A 20,634-nucleotide genomic window follows, 5' to 3' on the forward strand; every position below is an offset into this window, starting at 1 on the left:
ATAATATCCAAAAATTAAAATAGGCTCTCAAAAAATTTTGAGAGCCTATTTTATTTAGAAAAATTTCAAATCCCTCTCAAATTTATCAATTCTTCTATCGCTTCCTCACCTGGCCTAGGGGCATTGACATTCACCAATTTATTGCCTTTGCCGATTATTAAGTATCTAGGGATACCCCACACTTTAAAATACTTCATGATCTCTGCTTCAAAACCTTTGCCCGCATAAAGATGAACTCCACGCATTTGGTTTTTATCCAGGTAATTTTTCCATGGATCAGGTTGATCATCTACCGAAATATACATCAACACGATATCTTCATATTCGCGTAATGCCTTTTCAAAATCAGGAGTTTTTGTCCTAAAGGTATTGATACAAGGCCCACACCAACTAGCCCAAAGATCCAAATAGATAATTTTATCCTCATAATCAGACAACTTCACAGCCTCACCTTCCAAATTAGCGAATTGAAAATCCTCAACCAAAGCACCTGTTTTCAACTTCTCCATTGAAGCCAAGCCCTCATCCATATTTTGAATATATCCAGACTGTGGATAAGTTGACTTGAAGTCTTTCAAAGTCTCTTCTATTTCCTCGTAGCTACGAGTTAGCATCAAAACATCATTTAGTATATATGATCCCCAAAGCAACTCTCTTTCTTCTTTCGGCAGCTCAAAAATATAATCAGACACACTGGAATTGGATATCCCAAAGGGCACCTTCAATGCTGAATGTAAAGCCATCATAATTGACCTTGCCAAATCATCCGTCAAGTTTTCTATTGAATGTTGCAGGCTTGTCTCAGATAAGTATTTTTTGAAAAATTCCAACCTTTCTTCTACTGCCATCTCCTGTGATCTATCAAGATACAGTTCCCCAAGCTGAACCAACATAGTATGCTTGAAGGATGTAACTTCCATTCTTTCTTCCAAGGACAAGTCTGCAGAACGATCTGTGTAAAACTTGTTGATTTCTTTCTGAATTTCTTTCACAAAACTAAGATAATCTTCTTGTAAGGGCGCCTCTTCTACATCATAAAGCACAGAACTGACTTTTCCATACAAATCATCTTTCACATATTTTTCCAAATCAGACATGTAGTTCACATAGGATTCAGAATAATCTTGTGCATTTACCGATAAACTAAAAAATACTCCTAAAAACAAAAATAATGTAATTTTTAATCGATTTAATTGTGTGTTCATGAGATATGGTGTTAAATTGATAGCTTCAAATTCAGCTTTGAAAGTTAGAAAATCAAAATGGTTTATCGACAAAGAGTTTGAAAATAAAATCACTAATCGCTTCAGTACCTCAAAACCAATTGGACTTTCTACAAGTTCATTAGCTTCACATTACAAGTAGCTATAAGCAAATTTACTATTCCTAAATACATGTATTATTAAATTTGTCGTTTAATAAACTAGATTAAAAATAGACTTATAAATCAGGAATTTTCTATGTTTACTAATCATAAATCACTTTAAAACACACATCCGAAACACTTTAAAATGATGAAAAAAATCTTCTTCTACAGTCAAAGTTTGTTCAAAGATATCGCTCTTTTAGTTTTACGGGCTGGTGCAGGCTTAATGATGGCCACTCATGGTTGGTCAAAGCTTTCAGACTTCAGCGCCAAGCTACAATCTTTCCCTGACCCAATTGGATTAGGTCCAGCAATCTCTTTACAATTGGTGATTTTTGCAGAATTCTTTTGTGCCTTGTTTCTGGCTATTGGCTTTTTGACAAGAATTACCTTGATTCCATTAATTATAACTATGTGTGTAGCTGCATTTATAGCACATGGTGATGATCCATTTGCAGTACAAGAAATGTCACTGCTCTATTTGACAGTGTTTGTTAGTTTGTTTTTGTTGGGACCAGGAAAATTGTCAGTCGACGGACAAATAAAAACCAAAAAAGGTTACTGATCCCAAATCGATACCACACCATTACTCACCATAAAAAAGTTAGTCTGGGCATCTATGGCGTTTAATATTGCCTTAGATCGCTCAGGTCTAGCATCTGTGATAAAGAGCTGTCCAAATCTATGGTCTGCCACCAAATTCACTAGCTTTTCTATCCTAAAATCATCAAGTTTATCAAAAATATCATCCAAAAGCAGCACAGGCTTTACCCCTTTCATCGTATGGAAAATCTCAAATTGTGCCAATTTTAGAGCGATTACGAAGGATTTCTGCTGACCTTGAGAACCAAATTTTTTAATCGGATATCCATCTATTTCAAATACAAAATCATCTTTATGAACCCCGAGTGTTGTCCTCTTTAAGATAAGGTCTTTTTGATGGTTTTGAATAAATTCAATTTCAAATGAATCAGAGAGGCAACTTGTCAAATATTGGATATTAACATCCTCACGCTTACCGGATATATTAGCATAATGCTCTAACAGAAGTGGTTTGTAATCCTTCAAAAATCCTTCCCTGGCTGAAGCTACTGCTTTGGATAGTTGTATAATCTCCAAATCATATGGTTCTAGTAAGCCTTTATTGAATCTTCCTGAATCTGAGAACTGCTTCATCAATGCATTTCTTTGTTTGAGAAAATGCTGATAGCGTACCAAATTCTCAAGATAGCTTTTGTCCAACTGACAAAGCATGTTGTCAAAAAACCTCCTTCTTTCTTCACTCCCATCCTTGATAAGCATAGTGTCATCCGGTGCAATCATTACCACAGGCAGCAGCCCGATATGCTCACTCATTTTTTCAATAGCCTTTCCGTTTTGGATCAGCTGTTTCTTCTTGCCCGCTTCCACCACACATCGAATCTCTAGAATTTTTTCACCCTTAGAAAACTCCCCAAAAACTGTAAAAAAATCTTTCTCGTGCAAAATATTTTGATTGTCCTGAGAGTTGATAGCACTTTTGGTAAGACATAGATAGTGAATTGCATCCAAAAGGTTGGTTTTACCTGATCCATTGATTCCTACCAAGCAATTTATCTCTTCAGAAAACTCCAATTTAGCCTTCTGGTAATTTTTAAATTGATTGAGATGGAGATTTTTCAGGTACATTTTTAGAAACTGTAGGGTTTTTGACTATTTTCGCATTCGGACTTAATTTTCAGCCCATTTGATTATATTTGAGTCCTAATTTAGCATATTTTACAATAAACGATATGGCAAAGAAGAGCACGGCTGCAAAGTCGAAAGCAAAATACTCCAAAGAAACGTATGCTTTCTGGTATGAAAGTATGTTGTTAATGAGAAGGTTTGAAGAAAAAGCAGGTCAATTATATGGTCAGCAAAAAATTCGAGGATTTTGTCATTTATATATAGGTCAAGAGGCTTGTGCGGCTGGAGCAATCACAGCATTGGAAAAAGATGACAAATGGATCACTGCCTACAGAGACCATGCTCACCCACTAGGTCTTGGTACCGATCCAGGTGCAGTAATGGCTGAACTGTATGGTAAAGCTACCGGAACTACGAAAGGAAAAGGTGGATCCATGCACATTTTTGACAAAGAAAGAAACTTCATGGGAGGTCATGGAATCGTTGGTGCGCAAGTTCCAATGGGACTAGGTATCGGGTTTGCCGAAAAATACCAAGGCACCAAAAACCTTTGTATCTGTCACATGGGTGATGGTGCAGTAAGACAAGGAGCTGTTCATGAAGCATTCAACTTGGCTATGCTATACAAAACTCCAGTGATTTTTGTGATAGAAAACAATGGCTATGCAATGGGTACTTCTGTAGCCAGAACATCCAATGTTACTGAGCTATACAAAATTGGCGAAGCTTATGACATGCCTTCTTTCCCAGTGGACGGAATGAATGTAGAAGCAATCCATGAAGCCGTAGCTGAAGCCGCAGAGAGAGCAAGAAAAGGTGATGGCCCAACATTATTGGAATTCAGAACCTACAGATATAAAGGACACTCAATGTCCGATCCTCAGAAATACAGAACGCGTGAAGAAGTAGAGGAATACAAAGAAAGAGATCCTATCGCTCAAGTGAAAGCGACCATCTTGGACAATAAAATATTGACCGAAGAAGAGATCAAAGAAATCGATAAGAAGGTGAAAAAGCAAGTTGATGACTCTGTGAAATTTGCAGAAGAATCTCCTTGGCCTGATGGACAAGATGCATTCAAAGACATCTACAAGCAGGAAGATTATCCATTTGTAATGGAGTAATTTGTTCACAAATGCAATTTGAGCCCTTGAATTTTTTCAAGGGCTTTTTTTATTAAGCATATCCACATTTAATGCAAATAGCCAAGCAATAGATTGTCGGAAAAGATTTCAAGTACTTTTGACTACGCCGCAGCACACAAGTATGGGCTTTCGACGATTGACAAGTATCCGTCACATTTAAAGTCTCATTTTTACCTAACCTTCAACATTGCAGATATACATATTTTTTATGTCTCAATTCGAAAATCTGAATTTTCACCCGAAAGAAATTTCGAAAGCCTAAAAAGAAAAGTCATTCTTAGCAGCATTTTCGCATATTTCTGCATTTTTTATTCGCAGAATCTTAGGTATTGGTTCAATGGCTTTGCATTTGTATTAAAGAAATATATCTTTGCGCCAATAATTTTAATAGAATGGCTAAGAAAGAAACAAAAAATAGCGAAGTAGATTACGAATTACTGGAAAACCCAGAGGTAATTGCAAGTAGATTAGAAAGAGGAGAAAATTTTGTAAGACAAAATTCAAAAATCTTCGGAGGAATCTTAATTGCTGTTGTTATCGCTATAGCAGGAATCTTGTTTTTGCAAATCAACAAGCAAAACCAAAATGAAAAAGGTCAGGAAGAAATGTTCCAAGCGGTATATTACTTCGAACAAGACCAAACTGACTTAGCTTTGAATGGCGACGGATCAAATGCAGGCTTTTTGAAAATCGCTGAAAAGTATTCTGGAACAGATGCCGCAAATCTTTCAAACTTCTACATAGGCTCTATTTACCTTTCAGAAGGTCAATTTGAAAAAGCTGTAGATCATTTGAAAAAATTCTCTGCTAGTGACTATTTTGTTCAAGCGAAAGCATATTCATTGTTAGGCGATGCATATCTTGAACTTGGAAACACTAAAGAAGCTATTTCAGCTTACAAAAAAGCTGCTTCAGAAAGAGAAAACAAGTTTTTCACCCCACGTTATTTGAACAAATTGGCGGTGGCTTATGAAGAAGCTGGTGATAATGCCAATGCCATCAAAACCTACGAAACTATTGAAGAAAAATACTTCGAATCTTACGAGTTTACAAACGCACGAAAGCATAAAGCACGCTTGGAAGGTCTTGCCTCTAAGTAATGCTTCATAATTTATAGCATTAAGGAAGAGTAAGACCCGCTGGTCTTACTCTTTTTTTTATTAATCCAAACTAAACAAAAAGTCATGGCATCCTCCTTGAAAAGCTTAAGTCAATATACTGACAAAAACCTCCTTGATATCTCCACCAAGAAATTTGGAATTGTAGTATCAGAATGGAATGACCAAGTTACAGGTTCATTGTACACAGCGGCTGTAGAAACACTCTTAAAACATGGCGCAAAAAAAGAAAACATCTTCAAGAAAAATGTTCCAGGCTCTTTTGAATTGACTCTTGGTGCGCAATGGCTTGCTGAAATCGAAGAAATAGATGCCGTAATCTGTTTGGGTTGTGTGATCCAAGGAGAAACCCGTCATTTTGATTTTATCTGTGATGCAGTGGCACATGGAATCACCAATGTAAGCTTGAAATATAACAAACCTGTCATTTTTGGAGTTTTGACTCCCGACACAATGCAACAAGCACTCGATAGATCCGGAGGAAAGCACGGAAACAAAGGAGACGAAGCAGCTATTACCGCTGTGAAGATGCTTGGGTTTTAAGGAGACAAAAATTGTCAAGAAGCGAGAGTCAAGAAACGAAAAGCGAGGGTTGAGTTTGTTTTTTACGACTACGTCACCTCGATACCGAAAGCATTCGGGAGAGAATTCTCTTTACTTGGACTAACAGGTATTTAGGATTGAAATGAAAAACAATAAGAAAAAGTGTCAACTTATTTCAGGACATTAAAAAAATGCCGTAGGCATGACCGAAATATTAGACCGGCAATTTTTTGCCGGGATTAAGTATTCGAGAGAGTTTATAAAGTGCCATAGGCACGGACGATGTAAGGCCTTACACAAAAGAGTATTTTGAATCAAAAAACAACCTCAAACCTAATACATACCATGAAAATAATGAAATTCGGGGGGACCTCAGTTGGCAGACCCGAAAGAATGCATCAAGTAAAAGAGCTGATAACAAGAGACAATCAAAAGAAAATCGTAGTGCTTTCGGCTCTATCAGGAACTACAAATGCACTTGTAGGAATTGGAGAAGCTTTGGCTGATGCCAACAAAGAGCTTGCTAAGGAAAGAATTGATACTTTGCACAAGCACTATTTGACTTTTTACAAAGAGTTGTTGAATTCAGAATCTGCACAAAAGAAAGCTGAAAAGATCATTGCAGAGCATTTTGAGTTTTTGAATATCATTTTGAAAATTTCATTTAATGAAGCCATCAATAGAGATATCCTAGCACAAGGAGAGCTCCTTTCGACGAAGTTGTTTTATACTTTACTTCAGGAGCTTGATGTGCCAGCAGTATTTTTACCAGCATTGGACTTCATGAGTATCGATGAGAACCACGAGCCGGAATTGAAAAAAATCTCTGAGAAACTGAAAAGCATCATTAGCAATTATCCTGAAGAAAGTATTTTCGTAACCCAAGGATATATCTGCAAAAACCATAGAAATGAGGTGGACAACCTCAAAAGAGGTGGATCAGATTATTCTGCTTCCCTAATTGGAGCAGCTATCAATGCAGATGTGGTCGAAATCTGGACTGATATCGATGGTATGCACAACAATGACCCTAGGATCGTGGATAAAACAAGGCCTATCGCCCAATTGTCTTTCGATGAAGCTGCTGAGTTGGCATATTTCGGAGCAAAAATTCTGCACCCAGCATCCATTTGGCCAGCCCAACAATATAATATTGCAGTAAAATTGCTAAACACGATGGAGCCTGATGCTCCTGGCACTACAATCACTGCCAAAGAGCAAGGTACAGGTGTAAAAGCTTTGGCCGCAAAAGACGGCATCACAGCGATCAAAATCAAATCCAGCAGAATGCTTTTGGCATATGGGTTTTTGAGAAAAGTATTTGAGGTTTTTGAAAAATACAAAACTTCCATCGATATGATCACTACTTCTGAGGTGGCTGTTTCGGTAACTATCGATGATCTATCCCACCTTTCGGATATAGTAAGGGAACTTGAAGCTTATGGTGCAGTCGAAGTAGATCAAAACCAAGCGATTATTTCTGTAGTCGGTAACTTGATTGCAGAATCTGAAGGGAGCATTGCCCAAATCATGAATTGCCTCACAGAATATCCTATCAGAATGGTGTCATATGGCGGAAGCAGACACAATGTATCCCTACTTGTAGATGCCCAATTCAAAAATCCTGCATTGAAAAGCCTCAATGCTGGCCTCTTTGAATGGTAAATAAAGTTAGTGCTATAATAATGAGTTGCATACATCAATAAGCATGGGCCGAAATGTTAAATGTTAAGCGTAAGGGATGCTTAACTCATATTTGTACCCGTCACCAATTTGCTGTTAGCACGACACTAGTAAGCTAAAAACAATAAATCCCCTTTCGGATGATCATTTATCTGAAAGGGGATTTTTTTCTTTACAACCTAGCCATCCATCTGGCCAAAAGTACTTCATGCACAAGAAAAACACCATCGTCTTCAATCACTAGCTCTTGCTTTTGGAGAGATTTGATAGCAGTACTTACAGTACTTGCTGCTCCCAATCGATATTTACTGATAAATTCTTTCGAAAGTGGGTTCCTCAAAGGTTCCTCTTTGGCAATAGCCTGAAATACTTTCCACTGCGTCTTGGTCAGCATCTTTGGGAAATTCGCAAAAATCGCCTGGTGTTGTGCCAAAATATCAGTCTTCACCCGCTGAACATCCGCTTCCTTCACTTCTTGACATTGCGCATAGAGATAATTACAGATCAATTGAATCGTATAAGTCTGCCCTCTTGACCAGTCCAAAATAGATTTGATAATCTCCTCTGAAATCATCTTTCTCTTTGCCCTGAAATGCGCTTGAATGAAAGGATTATATTTTTCAAAAGGAATCGGATCCAATGAAAGCAATTGTGCACTGAGATAAAAAGGCCTGTTTTTCTCTAAAAACATCTCCGCCATCATCCCCCTGTGACTTCCGGAAAATATAAACCTGATGCTGGGAAATTTTTGAACCCAAGTCCTGAACATTGCCTCTGCATTCGTCTCGCTATAGGTAGCCACTTGCTGAAATTCATCAATTGCAACTACCACTCTTTTCTTCCTCTGATCCAAAAATTCTCCCAAGGCATGGAGTGATTGCTCTTCGTTGCCCGATGGACTCAATCCTAAGTTCAAAGTCGGAGTCCCCGAAATAGGGTCAAAACTTATTGTCGCCCCAATGGAAGAAATCAATTTTTGGATAGTAGCATTGATGCCAGATTTATTCTTTCCAAAACGCTCAAAAACCGCACTTGACAATTCCTTAACCGCATCTTCCATAGAAATAGCTCCCAAAAAATCAACATACAAAGTTTCATAATCACCCGAGCCTTCCAGTTCTTCAAAAAACCGATGAACCAAAGCTGATTTGCCAAGCCTTCTCCAAGCATACAAAACTACATTTCTGCCATTTTTGATATGTTCTTGAAGAGCTATCAAATCATCTTCCCTGTCACAGAAATAAGCTTTTCCATGATAAGTATTCAACACAAAGGGATTGTCGGGCTTTTTCATTAGGCTAATTGTTTATATTCTTGCTTCTCTGTATTTTATGCATCAGATTTCAATTTCATTTAGATAAGTCCTGTCAGGTATTCTGTTGAAATTAACCAATGAGCAGAATTCATAAAATATGGGTATCCGCAAAGTTGCACGCTTGGTAGGAAGCAGCTATGTAAGTTGCGGATACTCGTCAGCAGACAACAGCTTATGAGACAACAATAGAAACACAAATCGTTCATCCGACAATCTATTGTTTGGCTACGTGCATGATAGCGGATAGTCATATTATAAAAAAGCATTTATCAAGATTTAAGCCTGACAGGTCTCTGGCATTAATTTATAATAGGCAAATTCATTATTCCGTACTTTACGTTACGTATTTTACGTAACGTAAAGTACGGAATAAATTTACATTTAACAAAACCAATCATAAAATCCTTTTAGTATTTATTCTTCTTTTTCTTCAAATTCGGGCATGAAGAAACTTGCATTCCTTTTTATTGCAGTCTTGTTTTTCGGTAAAATGAACGCACAAGATCAATATGAAACCCTTTTCGAGAAAACCAAAGGGCAGAAAACACCAATTTACTCAGAAGTAATTGATTATTTTGGCCAATTAGCGAAGGATTTTGAGACTGTGAAAATGGTGGAAATGGGTACTACCGATTCTGGAATGCCATTGCATGTTGTCATGTATGATGACCAAAAAGTATTTGATCCTAAAATTTGGCATCAAGACAACAGGCTAATTCTCTACATAAATAATGGTATCCATCCAGGCGAGCCAGACGGTATTGATGCTTCCATGATGTTTTTGAGGGATATTTTATTAGGTAAAATAGCTGTCCCAGCTGATGTAGCCATAGCTATCACGCCAGTTTATAACATAGGAGGTCATCTAAATCGTGGCTCCCACAGTCGCGTAAATCAAAATGGACCTGAGGAGTTTGGATTTAGGGGGAATGCAAGAAACTTCGACCTCAACAGGGATTTTATCAAAGCAGACACAAAAAACGCCCGATCATTTCAAGAAATTTTCAGTTGGCTGAAGCCTCAGGTATTTATAGACACCCATGTCAGCAATGGAGCAGACTATCAACATGTGATGACCTTGATTTCAACGCAGCATAACCGATTGGGTGGAGAGTTGGGAGATTATTTAGAGAAAACGTTGAATCCTGCGCTCTATGAAAGCATGAAAGCAAAAGATTTCCCAATGATTCCTTATGTGAATGCATATGGAAGCAAGCCAGAAGATGGCTGGCCACAGTTCAAAGACATCGGTAGATACAGCAGTGGATATGCGTCTTTATTTAAGACTCTGAGCTTTATGCCTGAGACTCACATGCTCAAACCTTACGACCAAAGAGTCGCCTCCACTTATGAATTACTTCTGAGCTTCATAGAAGTTTTCAAAACAGATGCCTCAAAAATCGTCATGATGGCAAAAGCCGACAGAGAAAAAGTGGCAAAACAAAGCCAATTCAACCTCAACCATGCTTCAGGCAGAAGCACTTACAAGCTTATGGAATTTCACGGATATGAATCAGGACAGAAGCCATCAGATATTTCCGGTTTGCCAAGACTATACTATGATCGCAACAAGCCATTTTCTACTGAAATCAAATTTTATGATGCCTATCAGCCTGGCTTGACATTAGAAAAACCAAAAGCCTATATCATTCCCCAAGGTTGGCACACAGTCATCGATAACCTGAAGAGAAATGGTGTGCAATTTCAGGAGTTGAATCAAGACAGCAGTATACAGGTATCCGTTTATCATATCAAAGATTTTCAAACTGGACAGCGCCCTTTTGAAGGCCATTATTTACATTCAAAAGTTGTCGTGGAGAAGTCAGTAGAAAAGATGGATTTCAGAAAAGGAGATTTCATGGTATTGATGAACCAAGAGTCCAACAACTATATCATCGAAGTATTGGAGCCAGAGGGAGAGGATAGCTTTTTTGCATGGAACTATTTCGATACCATATTGCAATCCAAAGAAGGATATTCTGCCTATGTTTTTGAGGATTTGGCAGCTGAATTTTTATCACAAAATCCATCGATAAGGACAGCATTGGAAAAAGCTAAATCAGAAAACGAAGAGTTGGCAAAAAGCGCATCAGCACAACTGAGATGGGTCTATGAAAATTCCCCTTGGAAAGAAAAAGAGCATAACCGCTATCCTGTGTATAGGGTAGAAAAATGATTATATTTGTTATATGTTCACAAAAAATGAAATATTGTCCAAATTGTCAGAGCTGAAACCATTTCTTTACGAAGAGTTTTCGGTCAAAGAAATCGGATTATTTGGTTCGTATAATGATGATTCTTTTGATGAAGAGAGTGACATAGATATTTTGGTAGAACTTGAAAAGCCTATAGGTTGGAAATTCTTGAAACTTGAAATGTTTCTGCAAAAAATATTTAACAAAAGAATTGATTTGACAACCAAAAATGCTTTAAAAGAACAGTTGAAAGTTGAGATTATGAAAAAAATCAGGTTTGTCCAATGAAAAAGAAATACCGTAGCTTTATTTCTTTTGAAGGAAGTAGATGAAAATAGTAATCAAAAAACTAACAGAAAGAAGCTACGTAATTAATAATTTAAAAATGATTTTAAGTATTTAAATTGAAGTCTATGAAGGATATATTAAATCGAATTAGCATTAACCCTCAAGTTTGTCACGGTAAGCCGACAATTAGAAATAAAAGGTATACTGTAGAATTGATATTAGACCTTCTTAGCTCAGGTATGACAGAAAATGAGATACTTGAAGATTATCCATCACTAGAAAAAGAAGATATCCTTGCTTGTTTAAGGTATGCTTCACTTCTAACCAAGGCAAATTCATTTAGCATTTCTGCATGAAATTTTTACTAGGTGCACAACTCCCTCCCTTGCTATGTGAAATTTTGAAACAAAAAGGCCACGAGGCAATTCACGTTTTAGATTTGCCAAATGGTGATGAAAGCACTGACAAGGAGGTTGCAACCTTTGCAGACGATAATGAATTGACCCTTATTTCAAAAGATTCACACTTTCACCATTCTCATATCCTCTTGAAATCACCTAAAAAGCTATTGGTAATAAGTACTGGAAACATAAAAAATAGAGTCCTTTTTGATTTGGTTCGTAAAAATATTTTGAAAATAGAGATCCTATTCGAAGAGTCTGATTATCTAGAACTATCATTGCTCGGCTTATTTGCACATGGAAAATAAAAAACAATCACCTACATTTTTAGAAAAACTTCAATCCAAATGGAAATTAAAAAGCCTAAAACAAGTCATCCTTGTATTGGTTGTTTTTGCACTAACGGGATTTACTATTTTGTTTATCAAAAAACCGATTTTTGATTTATTGGGAATCAGCATGGAACGTGGGGGATTTTGGAAAACCGTCCTCTATCTTCTCCTCGTACTTCCACTATATCAGTTGGTTCTTTTATTTTGGGGATTTGTTTTGGGACAGTTTGATTTCTTCTGGGAAAAAGAAAAACAGTTCTTTAGAAGAATCTTCGGAAAAAAGAAAAAAGAATGAATTTTACCAAAATCAATCTTTTCAAAAAAATCATAACCCAAGTAGTCTTAGCAGCAATCATTGTGTAAATTTGCAGACTATTTAATACAGAATAATACATAGTAATGGCAAAAAAGAAAGGTAAGTCCCTGGAAGAGCACGAAAAGCGCAAGCTCAACAAAGAAAGTCTAGGGAAATTGGGAGGAGTTTTTAGGTTTATTTTGCCCTATAAATGGACATTTATCCTAGGTCTTTTATTCTTGTTGCTATCAAGTCTGACACTCCTTACTTTTCCGTATGTCGCTGGAAAATTGATAGATACAGCTTCTGGAAAATCCTGGATGGTCAATGATATCAATGGAATTGCATTTTTACTTTTGGGAATTCTTTTGGTTCAAAGTATATTTTCTTTCTTCAGAGTCTGGTTGTTTGCGAAGGTTTCAGAAAGAAGCATGCGAGATGTAAGGATTTCACTTTATGGTCAACTGGTACAATTACCTATGACTTTTTTTGATAAAAGAAGAACAGGGGAGCTAATTTCCAGGATCACTGCAGATGTAAGCATGCTCCAAGATACCTTTTCCACAACATTAGCGGAGCTTTTCAGGCAAATTATCACCTTGGTTGCAGGTGTGGTTTTCTTGATGGTAACTACCCCAAAGCTGACAATCTTCATGCTGGCTACTTTCCCGATTTTGGTGATTATTGCGATAGTATTCGGGAAATTCATCAGAACATTGTCTAAGCAGGCACAAGATGAATTGGCTGCAGCTAATGTTATTGTAGAAGAAACATTGCAATCAATCATGACTGTAAAATCTTTTGCAGGCGAGGATTATGAGTCAAATAGATATAGAAATGGATTGAATAAAGTGGTAAAAGTTGCGCTGAAAGCAGCTGGATTTAGAGGCGCTTTTATTTCTTTTATCATCTTTGCTCTTTTCGGCGGTATTGTAGCAGTGATGTGGTACGGAGCCACATTGGTAGCTTCAGGTGCTATGAGTGTTGGTGATTTGGTATCATTTGTTTTATACACAACTTTTATTGGTGGATCTATTGCAGGTCTTGGAGATATCTATGGACAGATCCAAAAGGCAATTGGTTCCTCAGAAAGAGTTCTTGAAATCCTTCAAGAAGCTCCTGAGTATTCCACTGCAGATTTTCAAAAAGTCCCGATGAAAGGCGCTGTTTCTTTCTCAAATGTCGGATTTACTTACCCTACCAGAACTGAAATAGAAGTACTCAAAAATATTAATCTTACCATTCGAGCAGGTGAAAAAGTAGCACTCGCAGGGCATAGTGGAGCAGGAAAATCAACTATCATCCAACTTCTATTGAGTTTTTACCCTATCAATAAAGGCTCACTCACTGTGGATGACAAGGCAGTTGGAGAGTGGAATCTAAAGCAGTTGAGGTCAAACATAGGAATTGTACCACAGGAAGTTTTACTTTTTGGTGGAAGTATCAAGGAAAACATCGCTTATGCTAAGCCAGATGCCACGGAGGAAGAAATCATAGAAGCAGCAAAAAAAGCCAATGCATGGCAGTTTATCAGCAAATTTCCTGAAGGTTTGGAAACAACAGTTGGTGAAAGGGGAATCAAGCTCTCTGGAGGACAACGTCAACGTGTTGCCATTGCAAGAGCCATTTTGAAAAACCCAGCAATCTTGATTTTGGATGAGGCTACTTCATCACTTGATGCAGAATCTGAAAGCTTGGTACAGGAAGCATTGGATGAACTGATGAAAAACAGGACTACGATCATTATTGCACACAGGCTTTCTACCATCAGAAAAGTAGACAGAATCTATGTGCTAAGAGATGGCGAAATCGTAGAAGAAGGAACCCATGAGAACCTGGCCGTACAAGAAGATGGATTTTATGCAAACTTGGTACGGTTACAGTTTGCGGAATAAATTAGTCTGATATGAGACTTAAAGGCTTTAGCTTGATTCTGTTCTTGCTTACCTATTGTGAGATTGCTTTTGGCCAAGCAAAGTATTCATTAAATATTGAGGCTGGACATCTTCAGTTTCGAAATACAATAGTAGATGTAGATCCCGGACCAAACTGGCAAGGTCATCCACTATCCGATAGAAATGGATATGAACTCTCTGTCATCAACGGAATCATCTTTCGAGATAAGTTTAATCTTGGTCTAGGCATTAGTTATATGGGATTCTATGCAGCATCCTCTTCAACTCACCATGGATTAGCAGCTTTCTTTAACTTCGAATATGCAAACTACAAGAAGAAGGTTTCTCCATTAGTAAATCTGAAATTGGGGACTGGCCTACTTTGGAATCAATATGAGAATGGTAGCAGAAACTTCTACGGAGAAATCACAGCAGGCCCTATGATCAAGCTCTCTCCAAAAACTCAGCTATATGCCAAAACTGGCATGATGATCCAACAGCAGGCTAGCGTAATCCCAATAAAGATTGGATTAAGATTTTAATTTTGGATCGTCCAAGCCTAGTCGATAAACTGAATCTTACTATGTTTTTTTAGATCCAAACATATTTTTAAGCCGTAGGTTATCATTATCAAAAAAACACCCAATTAACAAGATGAATAAGAATATTGAAAAACTAATGGAGGCCATTGAGCCACATAGAACTACACTCTTACAACATCCAATTTATAACGATCTCAAAACTCTGGAGGACTTCCAAGTATTCATGGAACAGCATGTCTATGCTGTTTGGGATTTTATGACATTACTGAAAGCGTTGCAATTGAAATTGACTGGCACTAGTATTCCTTGGATTCCTTCCAATGAACCTATGGTCACAAGATTGATCAATGACATCGTCCTGGCAGAAGAAAGTGATGAAGATGGACAAGGAGGATATTGCAGTCACTTTGAATTGTACTTGAGAGCAATGAAAGAAGCCGGGGCAGATACAAGCAAGATAGAAAGTGTGATAGAAGAATTGAGAACTGGAAAGTCATTTGATGAAGTCATAGAAAGTCTCGATCAGCCAGATTCTGTCAAGCATTTTCTAAGAACAAACTTTGCCGTAGTGCAAGCGGGAAAGCCTCACCAAATAGCAGCATCATTTACACTTGGGAGAGAAGAATTGATTCCAGATTTGTTTCGCCAATTAGTGAACGACCTTATCAAAAGCAAGCCGGGTGAACTGGAAACATTGGAATATTACTTTGAAAGACATATCCATTTGGATGAAGATCACCATGGTCCATTAGCAATGAAAATGTTAGATCACCTATGTGGCAATGATCCTGTAAAGTGGGAAGAGACAAAGTTAGCGGCCATTGAAGCACTAGAAGCCAGAAAAGTGCTGTGGGATGGGATTCATGAAGTGGGAAGAGTTAAAGTTACTGCGGAAAGTCAGAGTCTTTAATGTTAGCTAGATTTCCAAAGAAAGGTTTTGCTAGTTTCAATTCACCAATTATTATGTTTTTTGGTGAATTGATTCACCAAATTTCAATATATTTGGTGAATAGAGAAAATTATGATACCAAGAATTTTAAAAGAGACTACCTCTGACAAACTATTCAAAGGTAAAACTTTGATCCTGATAGGAGCTCGGCAAGTAGGAAAATCAACATTGATTCGGGAGATTCTAAAGGATCACAACTACTCTTTTTTTGATGGTGACGATCCTTTGGTAAGGGAACTACTCACTAACCCTAATACTAAAGAAATAGAATCTATTCTCGGAAACTCTAAAATCATTTACATAGATGAAGCACAGCGTATTGAAAATATCGGTATAACAGCAAAAATCATTCATGATCAATTCAAAAATGTGCAATTGATCATAAGTGGTTCTTCGGCATTTGAGCTAAGAAACCACACCAACGAAGCACTTACAGGAAGAAAATTTGAATACTTTCTTTATCCAATATCTTTCAATGAATACGAAAACGCAGTAGGTTATCTAGATGCACAAAGAGATTTGGAGCAACGTTTGATTTTTGGTTTTTATCCTGAAGTAACCAACAATAGAGGTGAAGAGCGAGATACTTTAAACGAAATTACCCAAAGCTACTTGTTCAAGGATATACTGGCTTATGCCAATATCAAAAAACCTGAAGTCCTTGAAAAAATTCTTCAGGAGTTAGCCTTTCAGGTTGGCAGTGAGGTCAGTTATAATGAAATAGCCCAACTTACAGGAGTAGATAAAAATACAGTTTCAAACTATATACATTTACTTGAACTCTCGTACATTATCTTTCCACTTACTTCATTTAGTCGAAACCTGCGCAATGAAATCAAAACAAACAGAAAAATTTACTTCTACGATAATGGTATTCGAAATTCCATTATTCAAAATTTTAACCCAGTAGGATTACGAAATGATATAGGAGCTTTGTGGGAAAACTTCTTAATGTCAGAAAGATTGAAAAGAAATCATTATCATAAGAAATATTGCAACAAGTATTTCTGGAGAACTACACAACGACAAGAAATTGACTATGTAGAAGAAACTGATGGTAAGATCACAGGATTTGAATTCAAATGGAACCCAAAATCAAAAGTGAAAATCCCTTCAACTTTTGTAAATACTTATAAGGCAGATGTAGAGATTATTGATAAAGAGAATTTCAGAGAATTTGTAAGCATCTAACTTAAGAAATTATCAATTAGAATTTCTTAAGTTAGATGCTATAAAAAGAATTCAACTAGTTTAGCTTTATCCTCACAAATCCCAATTCATCGTCTATATTTTCATAAAGCCAAATGGTATTGTCGAGAAAGAAATGTCTTGGTGGCTCCTTGGTATAATTCTCCAATTTTGTTTCTTTGATTATTTTCAGGTTTTTATCTAAGACAGTCAAAAAAACTTCTGAGTTTAAAAGTTTTGGTTCTCCATATTCATCTAACTCTTCTTGATAGCTGTTTTTATATGACATCCTGATAAATTGCTGTGAAATCGGATCCCATTTTGGATCCATAAAGTTAATGGATTCAAAAAACTTTCTTCTGAAGACCATCCCTTCTTCTGCATCCGCTGATGATGGCATTTCGGTTTCATTTTTATTACCTGTAAGCTTGCTATCCCAAGGAATCAAGTACAGAGAATCTAAAAGCATATCATATACATAAGCTTCATTGAAAGCACTATTAGTCATTATAATTCTTTCAGCATTGACAGTTGGAAAGGGGACAATACCAAACCCACCACCACCAGTAAACTCCATGTTGAACTCATCAAACTTTTCTGTCTCAGGTAAAGAAATCTTTTGATAAGATTTCTTTACCGAATCAAACTTCATAATAAAAAACTCCCTTGGCGTATTCTTTATAAAAACGCCAAAAATCAGGGATGGATCATCTGGATGTTCAACCAATCGCATCGGAAATGATTCTGCTCCCTTGATCTCTTCTGGACCAAACTTATCAAGTTTTAGATCCTTAATTTTTTCACCTGTCTGATCAAAAATGGCATTAAGCCCATAAGACCAGATCATGATTTGATCTTCAGAATTCAATGAATACCCACCAATATATGCCCCCATTCCATTTGGTCCTTCTCTCTCAAATTGAAGTGTTTTTTCTAAAGTCAAGGTTTCTAAATTGATCTTATCAAATTTAGATTGGTTGAAAACGTAATTGAATAGATATTTGCCATCATTAGACAGCTCTGGATAGCTCAAGCCATATTGAAGGTCAATAATACCATCACCAGCATCCACCACCACAGTATCCTGGGTGAGGTTAAATTCAAAATTCTCTGAAGACTCACTTTTCTCAGTTGAGCAAGCTGATGTTAGAACCAAGCCTGAAATCATTCCAATTATTAATTTTTTCATCTTATGTTAGTTTATGGTCATTCTTATAAAAGCCAATTCATCGTCTATATTTTCATGTAGCCAGATCTTACCATCTTTGACAAAGTGTTTGGAAGGTTTATTCTGAATTTCAGGGATATTTGATTCTGCTATGAGGTTAAGATCTTCATCATAAATGCTGAGAAAAACTTCCGCATCAATTGGTTTGTATGCCCCATAGTCGTACTTCTCTTCTCCAAAAATAGTTTTAACAGCAAAACGATAATACCGCTTATTTTTTTCATCCCAATTAAAAACACCAAAGTTCATATCCTCTTCTGATAGTCTAGCAGTCTCCCACAGTTTTTCATAATCAACTTCTTTTGGATACTGAAACTTCTTTTTGTCTCCAACCAATGGGCCGTCCCAGGCCTTAAATGATAAAGAATCCGTGATCATATCATAGATATAAGCATAATTATAAGCGTTTGATATAATGATTGCCTTATTCTGATCGAATGTATATTCTACATCTTTATTTAAGCGCCCAACCTTGGAACCATCAAGTAAAATCTCTGAATAAAATTCAGTGGATTTATTTATTTCTGGGAGATCTACCTTTTTGAAACTGGCATCGGAAAAATCAAAAATCAGGAGATTTATTGTGTTGGTATCCCATTCATCGTATAATGTCAGAAACTTATCCTGCTCATTTGGAAATTGGGTTATTTGAAACAACTCAAAATCTTCAGGAAAATCTGCATCTTTCAGAATACTATTGATAGATAAATTACGAAAAAGCTTACCTTGCTGATCCCAAATCCCCTTTTTTTCATAAGACCAAAATATGGTTTTGCCTTCTGGACTGCAAGCAACGTGTCTTACATATGAACCCACACCATCAGGCCCTTCTTTTTCATACTTGATATTATCCACTAACTGAAGCTCGTCAAGGTCAATTTTCTCAAGGGAAAAAGCATTGCGATTCCAATTGTACAGGTATTTTCCATCACTAGAAAGATCTGAAATTAAAAGTCTATCATTCAGATGCAAATACTCGTTCCCAGAATCTACCATGACAGTGTCAAAGGAATATTTCAGCTCTGTCTGTGTAGTATATATTTTTTCTTTCCTTTCTGCGCAAGAGATAAAAAAGGCGATGCTAATTGGTATAAATACATACCTCATATGATATTTAGTATATTTCATTTGATCGTCATTCTCACAAAAGCCAATTCATCATCTATATTTTCAAAAAGCCAGATTTTTCCGTCTTTGATAAAGTGTTTGGCAGGTCTATTCTGGATTTCAGGGATTTTTGATTCTGCTATAAGGTTAAAGTCATTATCAAATATGCTTAAGAAAACTTCAGCTCCGCTAACTTTATAGGTTTCAAATTCCGTCAATTCTTCACTGTAGATAGTTTTGAGAGAGAACCTGTAATATTTTTTATTTTCATCGTCCCAAATAAAAGCACCGTAATTAATTTCTTCATTCGCTTTTCGCATCGCTTCTGCTCGCTCTTTCCCTTCAGCTGGTACTTCTTTTGGAAGCTGTGCAGTTTGTTTACTTCCAACCAATGGGCCTTCCCATGTTTTGAAATAGAGTGAATCCAGTCTCATATCATAGATATAAGCTTGATTGAATGAATTTAACCCCAAGATGACTTTATCATCATAAATGGATTGCATGGTTCCTGCATTGAAGCTCCCCATCCATTGCCCTTCATACAGCATAGTGATTTCGAATTCAGACAGCTTTTGGAGTTCAGGTAATTCTATTTTTCGGAAACTGTCATCAGAAAAATCAAAAATCAGGAAATAAAAATCAAGAGACTTCCATTTTCTATGCAGCGTAAGATATTTATCAGACTCATTGGGGATTTGCACAAGTCTTGATATCATCACTTCTTCGGTATGCTCGGTATTTTCCAATAACTTGTCTATTGGCAATTCGCGAAGGAGGTTGCCTTCTTGATCCCACACTCCTTTTTTGGAAGACCAAAAGAGACAATTGTCATCCTGTGTTAAGGCAAAATCAAAAGCGAAAGCTCCGACTCCATTTGGACCTTCCTGCTCAAATTTGATTTTGTTGACCAATTTCAGTTCATTCAGGTCGATTTTCTCAAGATTATTCGCCTCTCTATTCCAATTGAATAAGTACTTATTATCAGAAGAAATTCCGGAAGTAAAAAGCCGATTATTCAAATACAAGAACTCATCCCCTGAGTCCACCATGACTGTGTCAAAGGAATAGGTTAGGTTGCTGTTGATTTGAATTTCTTTGCTAGTGTCTAATTTGCCTCCACAAGAGATTAAAAATAATAAAGCAATTACAGTAAATAGATTTTTCATAAGAATAGAGATTTGATATTTAAGTTCTAAAATCCTTTTGTGAACCTAATGATTGCCAGAATTATACAAAAAAGCAATAAAACTTTAAATTCATTTAATTAAAATTAGTTAAAAAAGATTTCCCCGCCTATCTTGGATCAACTAAGTGGTCTTTATCCTAATCAGAATAGGTAAATTTCATACCACGAAGTACCTATATTTATTACTAAC

20 protein-coding genes are annotated in these 20,634 nt (G+C 36.7%); 14 read left to right on the top strand and 6 right to left on the bottom strand.

Features of this window, described 5'->3' with window-relative positions:
• Window positions 1–65 precede the first annotated feature (65 nt).
• Window positions 66–1,205 (bottom strand): TlpA family protein disulfide reductase, encoded by a 1,140-nt coding sequence (locus MM213_RS11185; RefSeq protein WP_241412310.1) that lies wholly within the window; start codon window positions 1,203–1,205, stop codon window positions 66–68.
• A gap of 309 nt (window positions 1,206–1,514) precedes the next feature.
• On the opposite strand from MM213_RS11185, the gene MM213_RS11190 reads away from it, so the two are divergent.
• The gene (locus tag MM213_RS11190) at window positions 1,515–1,931 is read left to right on the top strand and encodes a DoxX family protein (protein ID WP_241412561.1); all 417 of its coding nucleotides are present in this window, start codon (window positions 1,515–1,517) and stop codon (window positions 1,929–1,931) included.
• Here MM213_RS11190 and recF read toward each other — a convergent pair.
• Complete coding sequence (gene recF, locus MM213_RS11195; RefSeq protein ID WP_241412312.1) at window positions 1,925–3,034, bottom strand: DNA replication/repair protein RecF; 1,110 nt, start codon at window positions 3,032–3,034, stop codon at window positions 1,925–1,927. The genes MM213_RS11190 and recF overlap by 7 nt on opposite strands.
• Before the next feature lie 104 nt (window positions 3,035–3,138).
• Between recF and pdhA the strand changes: the two genes are divergently transcribed.
• From pdhA to MM213_RS11215, 4 genes are all read left to right on the top strand, one after another.
• Complete coding sequence (pdhA, locus tag MM213_RS11200) at window positions 3,139–4,158, top strand: pyruvate dehydrogenase (acetyl-transferring) E1 component subunit alpha (RefSeq protein WP_241412314.1); 1,020 nt, start codon at window positions 3,139–3,141, stop codon at window positions 4,156–4,158.
• A 413-nt stretch (window positions 4,159–4,571) separates the two neighbouring features.
• Window positions 4,572–5,279: a tetratricopeptide repeat protein gene (locus MM213_RS11205; protein ID WP_241412315.1), complete on the top strand. Its 708-nt coding sequence runs from the start codon at window positions 4,572–4,574 to the stop codon at window positions 5,277–5,279.
• A gap of 84 nt (window positions 5,280–5,363) precedes the next feature.
• On the top strand, window positions 5,364–5,840 hold the full coding sequence (ribH, locus tag MM213_RS11210) for a 6,7-dimethyl-8-ribityllumazine synthase (RefSeq protein WP_241274389.1): 477 nt from the start codon (window positions 5,364–5,366) through the stop codon (window positions 5,838–5,840).
• Window positions 5,841–6,185: 345 nt separating this feature from the next.
• On the top strand, window positions 6,186–7,505 hold the full coding sequence (locus MM213_RS11215) for an aspartate kinase (RefSeq protein WP_241412317.1): 1,320 nt from the start codon (window positions 6,186–6,188) through the stop codon (window positions 7,503–7,505).
• Window positions 7,506–7,695: 190 nt separating this feature from the next.
• On the opposite strand, the gene MM213_RS11220 is transcribed toward MM213_RS11215, so the two are convergent.
• Window positions 7,696–8,817 carry an AAA family ATPase gene (locus MM213_RS11220; protein ID WP_241412319.1) on the bottom strand — a complete coding sequence of 374 codons (1,122 nt, stop codon included), beginning with the start codon at window positions 8,815–8,817 and terminating at the stop codon, window positions 7,696–7,698.
• A 463-nt stretch (window positions 8,818–9,280) separates the two neighbouring features.
• Between MM213_RS11220 and MM213_RS11225 the strand changes: the two genes are divergently transcribed.
• The 9 genes from MM213_RS11225 (at window position 9,281) to MM213_RS11265 (ending at window position 16,926) form a co-directional block, all read left to right on the top strand.
• On the top strand, window positions 9,281–11,014 hold the full coding sequence (locus MM213_RS11225) for a M14 family metallopeptidase (RefSeq protein ID WP_241412321.1): 1,734 nt from the start codon (window positions 9,281–9,283) through the stop codon (window positions 11,012–11,014).
• Between the two features lie 13 nt (window positions 11,015–11,027).
• Window positions 11,028–11,321 (top strand): nucleotidyltransferase family protein, encoded by a 294-nt coding sequence (locus MM213_RS11230; RefSeq protein ID WP_241412323.1) that lies wholly within the window; start codon window positions 11,028–11,030, stop codon window positions 11,319–11,321.
• Window positions 11,322–11,446: 125 nt separating this feature from the next.
• Window positions 11,447–11,677, top strand: a complete 231-nt coding sequence (locus MM213_RS11235; RefSeq protein WP_241412325.1) for a DUF433 domain-containing protein — start codon at window positions 11,447–11,449, stop codon at window positions 11,675–11,677.
• A complete protein-coding gene (locus MM213_RS11240; protein ID WP_241412327.1) occupies window positions 11,674–12,030 on the top strand; it encodes a DUF5615 family PIN-like protein in 357 nt (118 codons plus the stop codon). Before MM213_RS11235 ends, MM213_RS11240 begins: the two co-directional genes overlap by 4 nt.
• Window positions 12,020–12,349, top strand: coding sequence for a DUF6787 family protein (locus MM213_RS11245; RefSeq protein ID WP_241412329.1), 330 nt, complete (start codon window positions 12,020–12,022; stop codon window positions 12,347–12,349). Before MM213_RS11240 ends, MM213_RS11245 begins: the two co-directional genes overlap by 11 nt.
• A gap of 104 nt (window positions 12,350–12,453) precedes the next feature.
• Window positions 12,454–14,244, top strand: a complete 1,791-nt coding sequence (locus tag MM213_RS11250) for an ABC transporter ATP-binding protein (protein ID WP_241412331.1) — start codon at window positions 12,454–12,456, stop codon at window positions 14,242–14,244.
• Window positions 14,245–14,255: 11 nt separating this feature from the next.
• Complete coding sequence (locus MM213_RS11255) at window positions 14,256–14,786, top strand: hypothetical protein (protein WP_241412333.1); 531 nt, start codon at window positions 14,256–14,258, stop codon at window positions 14,784–14,786.
• Window positions 14,787–14,898: 112 nt separating this feature from the next.
• Complete coding sequence (locus MM213_RS11260) at window positions 14,899–15,696, top strand: DUF3050 domain-containing protein (protein WP_241412335.1); 798 nt, start codon at window positions 14,899–14,901, stop codon at window positions 15,694–15,696.
• A gap of 111 nt (window positions 15,697–15,807) precedes the next feature.
• Window positions 15,808–16,926, top strand: a complete 1,119-nt coding sequence (locus MM213_RS11265; protein WP_241412337.1) for an ATP-binding protein — start codon at window positions 15,808–15,810, stop codon at window positions 16,924–16,926.
• A 55-nt stretch (window positions 16,927–16,981) separates the two neighbouring features.
• Here the strand turns inward: MM213_RS11265 and MM213_RS11270 are convergent, their stop codons facing one another.
• Genes MM213_RS11270 through MM213_RS11280 form a run of 3 tightly spaced genes read right to left on the bottom strand, consistent with a single transcriptional unit; the run spans window position 16,982 to window position 20,424 of the window.
• The gene (locus MM213_RS11270; RefSeq protein WP_241412339.1) at window positions 16,982–18,112 is read right to left on the bottom strand and encodes a DUF4221 family protein; all 1,131 of its coding nucleotides are present in this window, start codon (window positions 18,110–18,112) and stop codon (window positions 16,982–16,984) included.
• A 6-nt stretch (window positions 18,113–18,118) separates the two neighbouring features.
• The gene (locus tag MM213_RS11275; protein ID WP_241412341.1) at window positions 18,119–19,279 is read right to left on the bottom strand and encodes a DUF4221 family protein; all 1,161 of its coding nucleotides are present in this window, start codon (window positions 19,277–19,279) and stop codon (window positions 18,119–18,121) included.
• The gene (locus MM213_RS11280) at window positions 19,276–20,424 is read right to left on the bottom strand and encodes a DUF4221 family protein (protein ID WP_241412343.1); all 1,149 of its coding nucleotides are present in this window, start codon (window positions 20,422–20,424) and stop codon (window positions 19,276–19,278) included. The genes MM213_RS11275 and MM213_RS11280 overlap by 4 nt, the downstream gene beginning before the upstream one ends.
• Window positions 20,425–20,634 lie beyond the last annotated feature (210 nt).

Origin of the sequence: Belliella alkalica (genome assembly GCF_022549785.1) — a bacterium.
Lineage (GTDB): Bacteria > Bacteroidota > Bacteroidia > Cytophagales > Cyclobacteriaceae > Belliella > Belliella alkalica.